The sequence below is a fragment of the Gammaproteobacteria bacterium genome, from assembly GCA_016200485.1.
GTDB lineage: Bacteria > Pseudomonadota > Gammaproteobacteria > Tenderiales > Tenderiaceae > JACQEP01.
Window position 1 is genome coordinate 47001 of record JACQEP010000016.1, and the last position, 13068, is coordinate 60068.

Genomic DNA, 13068 nt, shown 5'->3' on the forward strand with positions numbered 1-13068 from the left:
TTATGTTTTCGTGGCCCAGTCACCGCCACAGGACTGGCCGAGTGGATCAGTCCCATATCGAATATTCTCTGACATCAAAGACAAGGGGGTCTCATGAACTCGTTCCTCGCTCCCGCTGCGGCCATCATGAATCGCATGCGTTATTCCCAAAAGTTTGCACTCATTACGCTAATCGTCTTCGTGCCGATGATGATACTCGCCACCATGCTGCTGCAACGTATCCACGATGAAATTAATGTCACCCGGCAAGAACAGCTCGGGCTGCAATACCTGAAACAAAGCCGGCAACTGTTGCAACACATCGCCCAACACCGGGCGATGACGGGGGCCTACCTCAATGGCGATCAAAGTTTCCAAAGCAAGATTATGGACAAGCGCGGGACTGTTGATGCTGCGTTCACCAAGCTGAAAGAGATGGAGAGCAGCGAGAACACTCGTCTCGAGCTCAACAGCGAGCTAAGCGCCCTGCAAAGTAAATGGGAAACCATTAAGAACAGCTCCATGAGCATGTCCCCACCCGAGAGCCTCAAGACACACACCGCCCTGCTGGCGGATGTGCTCGACTACAACGCACGCATTGCCGATAACAGCCAGATGAGTCTGGACGGTCATGCAGATGCATTTTACCTCGGTGACATTCTGACCAACAAATTGCCGCTGGCCCTCGAATCCCTGGGTCAGGGACGTGGCCTGGGGGTATCGATCGCGGCCAAGGGCGAAATTACACCCGAGCAAAAAACCAAGATCTCGGTACTGCTTGATCGCGTCAATATTGCCATCCAATCAGTCAAATTCGAAGCCAAGTTGGCCACCAAACATGACGTGGGATTACAGGCCAAGCTCGACAAGGGGTTTGAAGAGGGTGCCGCAGCAATCGCCATGCTCACGAATTTCTACACCACCGCGTTTATAGACGCCACGGCCATCCAGGTAAAACCAAACGAGGTCTTCGATACAGCCACCTTTGCCATTGATAAAAGCTTTGAGAACTATGATTCGGCCCTACCGGAACTGGGGGCGCTCTATAACGCCCGCATTGCCAGTGGCACCAAGGCCATGTGGTTAGATGGCGGGTTGGCTGTCGCAGTACTTGGACTGGTGGCCTACATGTTCGGCGGCTTGTACTCATCCATTGAAACCAATATTGTCCAGACGGGGCAGGCGGCACAGCGCCTGGCAGGCGGCACAGCGCCTGGCAGGCGGCGATCTCACCACTCGCCTCACCATTAATACTCATGACGAAATGCAGGGCATTGCCACCAGCTTTAATACCATGGCCCAGCAAATGCAACAGGTGCTGGAGAAAATTGTCGGCAGCGCTGCGCAATTGGGATCGGCGTCGGAAGAAGTCGCAACCTCTTCTCAAGACAGCGCTAACAACATTGATCGCCAGCGCCGGGAAACAGAGCTGGTCGCGACCGCCATGAATCAAATGACCGCGACCGTGCATGAAGTGGCCAACAATGCCGCTGGCGCGGCCACCGCTGCCAGCAAGGCGGAGCAAGAGGTTCGTAATGGATTAAGCGTGGTGAATAACACCGTGACCACAATCAGCCACCTGGCCGCTGAGGTGGAAAAATCGGCGGGAGTGATCAAACAACTGGAAAGCGACAGCCAGGCGATCGGTAAAATTTTGGACGTCATCAAATCCATTGCCGAGCAAACCAATCTGCTGGCGCTGAATGCGGCGATAGAAGCGGCACGCGCCGGTGAACAGGGCCGGGGCTTTGCCGTGGTGGCCGACGAGGTACGCACCCTGGCCAGCCGCACCCAGCAATCGACCGTTGAAATCGAGGCCATGATCGCCAAGCTGCAAACGCAATCACGCAGCGCAGCGGCCACCATGCAGGAAGGCAGCAAGACTGCTGAAACCAGCGTCAGTCAGGCGCATCAGACCGAACAAGCGTTACAGAGCATCAGCGCTTCGGTATCCACCATCAATGAAATGAATACCTTGATTGCCAGCGCAGCGGAAGAACAAAGCGCCACCGCCGAGGAAATGAACAAGAATGTTTCGAATATTCGCGACCTGGCGGAACAGACCGCCAGCGGCTCGGAACAAACCAAGAGCGCAAGCCAGGAATTAAGCCGCCTCGGCGCTGAACTGCAAAATCTGGTGGGGCGGTTTAAGATTTCGTAGAGTAGGGTGCGCCATGCGCACGCGCGCTTTTTAGCAGCAAAGCAATGGTGCGCATGGCGCACCCTACGTTGTATTTACAACAACACCCGCTCAATCCCACCCTGCTTCGCCTGCTCGATAAAACGGCTCTGCCAACCGGCACCGAGTTGCTTATTGGCCAGCTCGACCACAATATAGGCAACCTCGGCATTAGTATCGTCGCCATAACGAGCCAAGCCTTGCTGGCAGGCGGGGCATGATGTCAGCAACTTCACCTGTCCTGTTTCCGCACGCGGCTGCCCCGTTAGGGCGGTGATGCCTTTTTGCAACTCTTCCTGCTTGCGGAAGCGCACCTGGGTGGCGATGTCCGGACGCGATACCGCAAATGTGCCTGCCTCGCCGCAACAGCGCGGCGAGAGTTGCACATCCTGATTCAACAAAGTCGACGCGACCTTGATTGGATTGTGCGTCTTCATCGGTGTGTGGCAAGGATCGTGATACAGATATTTCACACCATCGACATTCTCCAAACTGACACCCCGCTCCATCAAAAACTCATGGATATCGAGCAAGCGGCAACCCGGGAAGATTTTTTCGAACTCATATTTCAGCAACTGATCCATGCAGGTGCCGCAAGACACAATGACGGTCTTGATGTCGAGATAATTGAGCGTGTTGGCAATACGATGGAACAATACGCGATTATCGGTCGTGATCTGACGCCCCTTGGCTGCATCACCACTTGAGGTTTGCGGATAACCGCAACAAAGATAGCCTGGCGGCAACACTGTCTGCACGCCAGTGTTATAAAGCATCGACAATGTGGCGAGACCGATCTCGCTAAACAACCGCTCCGAGCCGCAACCCGGAAAATAAAACACGGCTTCGGTTTCTTCAGTAACCCTGGTCGGATCGCGCAAGATCGACACTGTCTTGGCGTCCTCCGCGCCCAGCATGGCGCGCATGGTCTGTGACGGCAACCCAGCCGGCATCGGCTTCTTCATGAAGTTGATGATCTGCGCCTTGACCGGCATCTTACCGGTAGTCGCCGCAGGCAGTTCCTTTTCGCCAAACCAGCGTTTTTGCTTGAATATGCGATGTGCCAAACGTTGCGCGCCGTAACCCCACTCGATCATCAGCTTACGCATAATCTTGATCGTTGCCGGATCGGTGATATTCAAAAACGCCATTGCCGCCCGCGTGCTGATATTGGTGCGCTTCTGGCCGCGATTCTGGAGTATGGTCCGCATGCGGATTGTCACATCACCGAAATCGATATTGACCGGACACGGATTCAAACACTTGTGACACACCGTACAATGGTCGGCAACATCGTTCATCTCATCGAAATGACGAATCGAAATCCCGCGCCGTGTCTGTTCCTCGTACAGAAACGCTTCAATAATCAGGCCCGAGGCCAAAATCTTGTTGCGCGGCGAATACAACAGATTGGCGCGTGGCACATGGGTACTGCATTCCGGCTTACACTTGCCGCAACGCAGACAATGCTTAATGTCGTCATTGAGCGCGCCGAGTTCGCTTTCTTCGAGAATCAGCGCCTCTTGCTGCACTAAACGCAAAGAAGGTGTATAGGCGTTATTCAATCCTGAGCCCGGCATCAACTTGCCGCGATTGAAATTGCCCTTGGGATCGATCTTCTGCTTGTAATCGGCGAAACGCTGAACATCGGCCGCACCCAAATACTGAAACTTGGTGATGCCGATGCCGTGCTCACCGGAAATAACACCCTCCAACGCAGTCGCCAGATGCATCACCCGCCCAACGATCTGGTCCGCTTCCTGCAACATCTGATAGTCATTGGAGTTGACCGGAATATTGGTGTGCACGTTGCCATCGCCAGCATGCATATGCATGGCAACGAATAAGCGGCTGGTACGTATCTCTTTATGAATCTCATCCAGACGCTTACGCACTGGCTCCAGATCCTGGCCATGGAAAATATCTTTCAGTGGTCGTTCTGCCTCGTGGCGATAGGAAATGCGTAAATCACGGCGCAACAGGAGATTAAACAGCGTATCACCGGGCTGTAGCGCAGCACGCGCCTCGGCATCCAATAATTCATCATGGGCTACCGCCGGCTGATCGAGACATTCCATCAATGTCGTCCAGCGACGCTCCAGCTTGCTGACATACTCAAGCGCGGCACGACGCTTGGCTTCGAAAATCGCCGCTGCTTCACTGCTATGCTCATAGCCCGGCGCGCGCCGTGACTCCGGCAAATCGCCTTGCAGATACTCACGCACCGCCGCCAGCATGCGCAGCTTGTTGCGCGTTGAATATTCGATATTGATGCGCTCGATGCCGTCGTTGTAGTCACCCAGACGCTCCAGCGGAATCACCACGTCTTCATTCACTTTGAAGGCGTTGGTGTGGGCGGCAATGGCGGCGGTACGTGAACGATCCTCCCAGAACCGGCGCCGCGCCTCGGGGCTGACCGCCACAAAACCTTCAGCGTTGCGGGCATTGGCCATGCGCACCACGGTGGAAGATGCTTCGGCGACGGCGTTTTCATCGTCGCCCGCGACATCGATCAACAACACCATCTTCGGCCGCTCGCGGCGTGGCGCCTTGGTGTTATAGTTCACGGCCTTGACGTAACGCTCATCGAGATGTTCCAGCCCCGACAACATGACATTGGGATTGGCATCGAGATAGTTCTTGGTTTCGAGGATCGCCGGTACGGCAAGGCTGACGTTATTGCCGAAAAATTCCAGACACACCGTGCGCGTGAATTTGGGTTCACGATGTAAAATAAACACGCCCGAGGTAATCAGGCCATCACAGCCTTCTTTCTGAATTCCTGGCAAGCCGCCGAGAAACTTATCGGTGACATCCTTTCCCAAGCCACGTTTGCGAAACAGGGTACCAGGCATGCGCAACAGCTCCGGCTCGCTGCGTCGTGTCTTGCCATCGGCTTTGTAACGCGTCACACGAAACGTGACTTCCGCCTGATCGTGGATCTTGCCAAGGTTGTGATTGAGACGTTCAACTTCAAGCCAGTCGGCGTCCGGCGTCACCATCCGCCACGACACCAGGTTATCCAGCGCCGTGCCCCACAACACCGCCTTCTTGCCACCGGCATTCATGGCGATGTTACCGCCGATGGTGGAGGCATCCTGTGAGGTCGGGTCGACCGCAAAGACCAGTTTATTGGCATGAGCCAGATCGCTGACCCGGCGCGTGACCACGCCCGCCTCGGCGCGCACGGTGGCGACCTTGTCCGCAACACCCTCCAGCGCGCGATATTCAACCTGCCCCAGCGCTTCCAACTTCTCGGTATTGATCACGGCAGTATCGCCATACAGGGGCACCGCCCCGCCGGTATAACCGGTACCGCCGCCCCGCGGGATGATAGTCAGGCCCAGCTCAATACAGGCCGCGACCAGGGGCGCGATCTCGGCCTCAGTGTCCGGCATCAACACCACCAGCGGGTATTCCACGCGCCAGTCGGTGGCGTCCGTCACATGCGACACCCGCGACAGGCCATCGAAACGGATATTGTCCTTGCGGGTGACTTTGGCGAGGCGTCTGAACACCTTTTTGCGCAACGCCCCCTGCCGCGGCAACCAGGCCTCGAACTCGGCCACCGCCACCCGCGCCTTGGTCACCAGCTGCAAGGCCCGGTCATTACCCGACGCCCGGATCAGAATCTGGTCCAAACGATGGTGCAAGGCATGCGTCAAAGACCCCCAGCGGCTAGGATTTTCCAGCAGGTCATCCTGGATAAAGGGATTGCGCTGAATGACCCACATATCCCCCAGCACTTCGAACAACATCCGCGCCGAGCGACCCGTGCGGCGAGCGCCTCGCAGCTCATTGAGGACGCCCCACATGGAATCGCCGAGGTAGCGTATGACTATCTCACGATCGGAGAAAGACGTGTAATTATAGGGGATTTCGCGGAGCCTGATCCCGCTGTCTAATGTCATGATTTAGTTGGCCGATAACAATATCGGGCGACTGCCCGCACAGGCCGCAAGTGTATCATGTCCATGGGATAGGATTAACTTGCCGCTGCTGCGGGAAGAAGGCCAGGGTGGCGGTGTCGTAACAATCCATGCATGTTGAAACAAAAGGGAAACTCGACTGTCATGAATGACGCAACGAGCGGAGTGAATCTCTCGAGCTTTGTCCGGCTCGAACCGATCGCCTCCCTCCAGCCCGACCAGATCTCTGAACTGGCCGCCCAGGCCATGGAACAAGCCGCGACCAAAGGCCGCCCCCTGTTCAAGACTGGCGACAGCGACAACTCGCTCTGGTACTTGATGGAGGGCGAAGTTGAGTTGCGCGCACCCGATGGCACTACTACCCGCATCGCCAGCAAAACACCGCAAAGCCGCCATCCGCTGGATAATCAGCAACCGCATCGTTGCACTGTGACCGCGTTAACACCGGTGATCTTCATCCGCATCGACCGCGAGCTGGTCGACACCATGCTCGCCTGGGCGCAGAGCGCATCATCCGACACCGAAGAAGTGATCATGAGCGGCGATGAAATCATCACCATCGACAAAGGCGCGCTCAAGAGCAAGATGCAGCACTCACCCAACTTCCGTAAATTGCCTGCCGCCAACATCGATCTGCTGCTGGAAAAAATGGAACCGATGCGCGTCCACGCCGGTGAAGTCATCATCCGCCAGGGTGACGAGGGCGATTATTTTTACGTGATTGAACAAGGCGAGGCGCTGGTCACACGCATTGCCGATGCCGACGAACAAAATAATGATGACTCGATCGAAATGGCGCACCTGAGCGAGGGCTCAAGCTTTGGCGAGGCGGCATTGATTTCGGACAAGCCCCGCAATGCCACGGTCTCCATGCAAACCGACGGCGTATTGCTGCGGCTGAATAAGCAAGAATTCCTGACCCTGATGCAGGAACCGATGCAGAACTGGATTACACTGGAAGATGCCGGAAAGAAAATTGCACAAGGCGCACAATGGATCGATGTCCGCGCCCGCAACGAATTCCAGCACCACCACATGCCTGGCGCGATCAACATCCCACTCAACGACACACACCGCCTCGCGCAGACACTTGCCCACGACAAACAGTACATTTGCTATTGCCAGACCGGCCGCCGCAGCTCCGCCGCGGCGTTTATTCTGAGCCAGTACGGCTTTGAGGTGAGCGTGATTAAAGGTGGCTTGCCGAATGTTGAGTCGATGGCGAGTCCTGGCGCGGCGTAGATTCTCCGGATTACGCCGCTCCGCGACTAACCAGACCACATAGTGCTCATTGTTTAATAATCGGCTGAAACTATAAATGAGCGATTCATGAATCGTCCCTGCGATTGATTTTTTACACCCACAACAACAAAAACGCATAGCGACACCCTCTGCCGATCGCCGTAAACAGTAGCGCCAGCCAAGGGTTGATGCGTAACCAGCCCGCCACCAAACACAGCGGATCGCCAATCACCGGCAGCCACGACAAAAGTAAAAGTGGACTCCCCCAGCGCTGTAGTTGTTTGAGCATCACCTGTTGCCGGGGATGACTCAAACTTCGGCCGGGAAAACGCACAGCCAGCCAGCGACCGATGCCCCACGAGGTCATGCCGCCGATGACATTACCGACCGTCGCCACCACAAACAGCGTGCTGATGGCATGCGTCTTCTCCAGCGCCAAGGCCAGCAACACCACTTCCGAGCCGCCGGGAAACAGCGTGGATGAGACAAAGGCACTGGCGAACAGCCCCCATAAACCCCACTCCTGCACCCACTCGTCCATCGTCTCCATCATCCTAAAAAAAGCAAACGGCTAAGGCCGCAAAGAACGCGAAGGAAAATCGCCCAACAGGCGCATCTGCGCTCAAGGGTACCGCCTCAACACAACAGCGTTGAATATTTGCGTCCTTAGCGTCCTTCGCGGTTCTATCGTTCTTCTTCAGCTTGCACAAGGTAGCATCCCCCGCCGGGATATGCTAAACAGTCGGATCGAAATTGATTAGGAATCAACACTATGCTTTGGGTTAAAGCCTTTCACATCATTTTCATGGTCACCTGGTTCGCCGGACTGTTCTATTTACCACGCTTGTTTGTCTATCACGCGATGAGTGATGACCCGCCGAGCCTGGAGCGGTTTAAGATTATGGAGCGCAAGCTCTTCTACGGCATTATGACTCCCGGCGCGGTGCTAACGACAGTGTTTGGCTTGTGGCTGGTGATGGGCTATGACCTGGGCCTTAACAGCGGCGGCTGGTTCCATGCCAAAATGGCCCTGGTGCTATTGTTAATTGGTTATCACGTTTGGTGCGGCAAGCTGGTGAAGGATTTCAAGCATGACCGCAACCGCCGCAGCCACGTTTTTTTCCGCTGGTTCAATGAATTCCCAGTACTGATTTTGATCGCGGCAGTAATCCTGGTCGTGGTTCGACCCTTTTAGGCGCAACGTTTTGTACACACCCGGCGCCGGCAGGTCAAGCGCCGGGGATAAAATATTTCCCCGCCCTGAGACCGTCTCGGCAAACATTAATAACTAATTGAAACTTATAAAGATATATTTTAAGATCACGACGTGATCAGTTTAATAAATCTGTAACAACGGCGGCCACTTGGCATGCCTGATTGTAAATCATGCACAGAGTTATCCACAGGATTAGTGCATAACATGGCAAATCAAAACAATCATAAGCAGTTAGCGTTACTCACTTAAGAAATTGCGTTAACAAGACCATTCAAAATACTCGGTTTTGGCGAGGGTGCTAAAATGCCCGCCATGGCCAACCCCCCTACCATTTTGCGCGTCGCAATACCCTCACCACTGTATCGCTGTTTCGATTATCTGCCGCCGCGCGATGGCAGTAACCCCAATCTGCAACCGGGCATGCGACTGCGACTGCCCTTCGGCCGCAGCCAGACGGTGGGGATTTTGCTCGAGGTCGTCGACCATTCATCGATTGATCGCCAGCGCCTGCGCCCGGCCGAAGCGGTGCTGGATCAAACGCCGCTCCTTCCGCCGGACTTATTACATTTTTTGCGCTGGGCGGCGGACTATTATCACCACCCGCTGGGCGAGGTCATCGCCACAGCACTGCCAACGCGGCTGCGGCAAGGTGAGGCAGCGATTCCGGGCCAACGTTCACGCTGGCATTTGAGCGACATCGGTGCCGAACAGGACACCACTGCCTTGGCGCGCCGCGCAGTTCGACAGGCCGCATTGTTGCAGCGCTTGCGGGCCAACGACAATTGTCTTGCCGATGACGAACTGGACGACAGCGTCGATCGCAAAACGCTAAACCAACTCTGCACCAAAGGCTGGGCGCGCATCGAGCAGATTCCCGATCTGAAACACAATCATAACCCCAGTGACACACCGCCATCACTAAACCCAGCACAAGCCGCCGCCGTTGATACTGTGTGTGCACAGCTCGATAAATTCACGCCATTCTTACTTGATGGTGTGACGGGCAGCGGTAAGACGGAAGTGTATTTGCAAATCATCGCTCAAGTGCTGGCCTCAGGCCGACAGGCGTTAGTACTAGTGCCTGAAATCACACTGACCCCGCAATTGTTAATGCGCTTCGAGCAGCGTTTCTCGGCGCCGCTGGCGGTGCTGCATTCCGGCTTAAGCGAACATGAACGGCAAAATGCCTGGCTTTACGCCGCTGCTGGCGATGCGGCGATTGTGATCGGCACCCGCTCCGCCGTGTTCACGCCGCTGGCGAAGCCGGGGGTAATCATTGTCGATGAAGAACACGACGCGTCGTTCAAACAACAATCCGGATTCCGCTATTCGGCCCGCGATCTAGCGCTGGTACGCGCGCAGCAATTGAATATTCCCATCGTGCTCGGTTCGGCAACACCGTCGTTTGAAAGTCTGCTCAATGTAAAACAGGGGCGTTTTCAACGCTTACATTTGCCGGATCGCGCCGGTAGCGCACAGGCACCGCGCGTGGAATTGCTCGATCTGCGACGACAGGTGATGCAGGAACAACTTTCCGAACCTTTGTTGCAACGTATGCGACGGCATTTGGATGCGGGCGGCCAGGTGTTGCTCTTCCTCAATCGTCGCGGCTTTGCACCAACATTGATTTGCCACGAATGCGGCTGGACTGCGGAGTGTCGCCGCTGCGATGCGCACATGACGCTGCATCAGCAACAACGACACCTGCGTTGCCATCATTGCGGCAGCCAACGGCCATTGCCGCAACAATGCCCGAGCTGCGGCAGCGCCGATTTACGCGCCATCGGCAGCGGCACCGAACGCATCGAACAAACGTTGCAACAACACTTCCCGGACATTGGCATTTGCCGCATCGACCGCGACAGCACCCGGCGCAAGGGCAGCCTCGAACAAATCCTCAGTGACATTCACGATGGTCGTAGCCGGATTTTGATTGGCACCCAGATGCTGGCCAAGGGCCATCACTTTCCTGATGTCACTCTGGTCGGCGTTCTCGATGGTGATCAAGGCCTGTTCGGCATCGACTTTCGTGCCGGGGAACGGATGGCGCAATTGATCGTACAGGTCGGCGGTCGCGCCGGTCGCGCCGAACGTCCGGGTGAAGTGGTGATCCAGACTCATCATCCCGACCACCCGCTGCTGCAACGCTTGTGTCGCGAGGGTTACCACGCCTTCGCCGAAGATGCCTTGGCCGAACGCGAAACCGCCGCTCTGCCGCCCTACCAATACTTGGCGGTATTACGGGCGGAAGCAAGCCAGCGTGAAGCCCCGTTGGCATTTTTGGAACAGGCACAGGCCTTGGCTGCCGGGATCGGGCACGCCGGTGTCGAACTGTTCGGACCACTGCCCGCACCGATGGAACGCCGTGCCGGAAAATTCCGAGCCCAATTGCTGCTGCAAGCCCCTCGCCGAGCCACATTGCATAAGCTGTTGGATATCTGGACGCCACGATTATCGGAATTGCCAACGGCGCGCAAAGTCAGAATGTCGCTGGATGTGGATCCGATAGATTTGTTGTAAATGGGAACGCGGCCATCCGAAATGACGTAGATGGGTTATCCCGTTGTCCTTTCTTCTTTCCCCTTTTCCCTTTAATCTGTGCTCATGTTCAACGACCTCCCTGAATCGGAACACTCACTCGCGGCATGGTCTGTTCTGCGCCGCCTGCAATCGCGCACCTACCCCAACGGCGTCAAAACCAGCTGGCAATATGAAGCCGACACCGGCCGCCTCAAAAGCATCACCCATAACAAGTCAGACACCAGCCTGATCTACAGCGACACCTTCACCTACGTCCCCAACACCACGCTCTACAGCCGCATCACCCGCACCACGGCCAGCAGCGTCAGCAACACCGACTACACCTACGACGGCAACCAGCGCCTCGAAACCGTCACCGAAGCCGACGGCCGCAACACCGTCTTCGTCTACGACGCCTTCGGCAACCGCACCCAGGAGACCATCACCAATCTCAACAACCCCGCCGCCAGCGGCGGCACGCCCAAAGCCTACGGCGTCTATCGCTACGCCTACGACGGCAATCGCCTGCAAACAGTTTATTACACACCGCCCGCCGGCAGCGAAGCCGTGCAGAAACAACTCACCTACGACAGCGTCGGCCGCATCCAAACCCGCAGCCACGCCACCAACGGCCTCACCACCTACACCTGGGATGACCGCGGCTATTTGATCAAACTCCAAAAACCCGGCACCACCGTTGACTACGCCTACAACGCCCTCGGCGCCCGCGTCAGCAAAACCGTCAATGGCCAAACCACAAAATACCTCACCGCCCCCGTCTTCGGCATGAACCACGTGCTGATGGAGCTCGACAGCAACAACAGCGTCACCGCCCGCCATGTCTACGGCGACCATGAACCCCTGGCCGAAGAGATCGGCGGCGCCAGCCAATACCTGCTCCCCGGCGGCAGCACCGGCAACATCACTCATGCCTTAAGCAGCAGCGCCGCCGTCATCAACGAATACCGTTACGACGCCTTCGGCAGCCGCACCCTCGTCAGCGGCAACACCACCACCCGCCACGGCTACACCGGCGAGGAATACGATGCCAACACCGGACTCCTGTACCTGCGCGCCCGTTACTACGACCCGCAGCTCGGCCGATTCATCAGCGTCGATCCGTTCCTCGGCCGCATGGCGGAACCGGCGACGCAGAATCGGTATGTGTATGTGATGAATAATCCGCTTTCGTTTGTGGATCCGAGAGGGTTGGCGTCGATTGAGGCGTGCGGCGATGCATTTTCAATCGGTGGGGCTGGAGGGTGTGCGATTCTCGATTTGGCAACTCTAGACGTTTATTCCAAAGTGATGCCTGGTTTGGGCAATAGCAGCGGGTATTCTCTGATGTTGTCTACGGCCACCCCGAGTAATGGCGTCACATTGGAAGGTACGGTAGGTGGTCGGCTCTATGGTCCTATACATGGAGCATTAACAGCGTCTGCTAACCTGACTGAGTTTAACGAAAGAGGTTTGGCATTTGCAGCGCCATCTTTGGTTGACGATAAGAGAAATGCTGATTTATCACTTGGTCTCGCCTGGGGAGAGGGAACGATTGCGGGCGGAACTGCGTACACAGAGAAGAAGTTCAATTTAATAGAAGAAATTGATAAGCAACACTATAGCGCGAATGAGTGGGTGAGATCAAAACTCGATCCAACATATAGTCCACCACCCTCAGTGTGTAGGTACAAATAATGAGTCGGCAGGATATCCAGCAGCTTCTGGTATTGATCGTTGTTTTAGGTTCGATTGTTGCAATTGCTACTGATTTGGTCGAAGAGTTTGTATTGATCGGTGTATGGTTAGTCAATGTAGGGGCGTTTTTTGAATTTTTATGGGCAATTAAGAAAAATGTGCCGTTTCCATATTATATGGGTTACGGCGAAAAATATTTCGGGCGCAAATTTTCGACTATTTTTGGATACGTAATTTTCTTAACTATTTTCACTTTGTTGCTTATTGTGACGGTAGGGTATTTTCTTTGAACGCGCGTAAGGCGCACT

Annotated in this window: 9 protein-coding genes; 7 read left to right on the forward strand and 2 right to left on the reverse strand. The window is 55.7% G+C overall.

Annotated elements, in window-relative coordinates:
• The first annotated feature begins 93 nt into the window (after window positions 1-93).
• Together HY272_10305 and HY272_10310 are read left to right on the forward strand one after the other, a co-directional pair.
• On the forward strand, window positions 94-1230 hold the full coding sequence (locus HY272_10305) for a nitrate- and nitrite sensing domain-containing protein (GenBank protein ID MBI3773075.1): 1137 nt from the start codon (window positions 94-96) through the stop codon (window positions 1228-1230).
• On the forward strand, window positions 1145-2140 hold the full coding sequence (locus HY272_10310; protein MBI3773076.1) for a methyl-accepting chemotaxis protein: 996 nt from the start codon (window positions 1145-1147) through the stop codon (window positions 2138-2140). The genes HY272_10305 and HY272_10310 overlap by 86 nt, the downstream gene beginning before the upstream one ends.
• A gap of 74 nt (window positions 2141-2214) precedes the next feature.
• Here the strand turns inward: HY272_10310 and HY272_10315 are convergent, their stop codons facing one another.
• Window positions 2215-6069 carry a DUF3683 domain-containing protein gene (locus HY272_10315; protein MBI3773077.1) on the reverse strand — a complete coding sequence of 1285 codons (3855 nt, stop codon included), beginning with the start codon at window positions 6067-6069 and terminating at the stop codon, window positions 2215-2217.
• Window positions 6070-6231: 162 nt separating this feature from the next.
• Here HY272_10315 and HY272_10320 point away from each other — a divergent pair, with 162 nt between their 5' ends.
• On the forward strand, window positions 6232-7329 hold the full coding sequence (locus HY272_10320; protein MBI3773078.1) for a cyclic nucleotide-binding domain-containing protein: 1098 nt from the start codon (window positions 6232-6234) through the stop codon (window positions 7327-7329).
• Between the two features lie 112 nt (window positions 7330-7441).
• On the opposite strand, the gene HY272_10325 is transcribed toward HY272_10320, so the two are convergent.
• Entirely contained in the window at window positions 7442-7870 is a 429-nt protein-coding gene (locus HY272_10325) for a DedA family protein (GenBank protein MBI3773079.1), read from the reverse strand.
• Window positions 7871-8101: 231 nt separating this feature from the next.
• Between HY272_10325 and hemJ the strand changes: the two genes are divergently transcribed.
• The 4 genes from hemJ (at window position 8102) to HY272_10345 (ending at window position 13050) form a co-directional block, all read left to right on the forward strand.
• Window positions 8102-8524 (forward strand): protoporphyrinogen oxidase HemJ, encoded by a 423-nt coding sequence (gene hemJ, locus HY272_10330; protein ID MBI3773080.1) that lies wholly within the window; start codon window positions 8102-8104, stop codon window positions 8522-8524.
• Window positions 8525-8857: 333 nt separating this feature from the next.
• A complete protein-coding gene (locus HY272_10335; GenBank protein ID MBI3773081.1) occupies window positions 8858-11065 on the forward strand; it encodes a primosomal protein N' in 2208 nt (735 codons plus the stop codon).
• Window positions 11066-11149: 84 nt separating this feature from the next.
• Complete coding sequence (locus HY272_10340) at window positions 11150-12760, forward strand: RHS repeat-associated core domain-containing protein (GenBank protein ID MBI3773082.1); 1611 nt, start codon at window positions 11150-11152, stop codon at window positions 12758-12760.
• Window positions 12760-13050, forward strand: a complete 291-nt coding sequence (locus HY272_10345) for a hypothetical protein (protein MBI3773083.1) — start codon at window positions 12760-12762, stop codon at window positions 13048-13050. Before HY272_10340 ends, HY272_10345 begins: the two co-directional genes overlap by 1 nt.
• The last annotated feature ends 18 nt before the right edge of the window (window positions 13051-13068 follow it).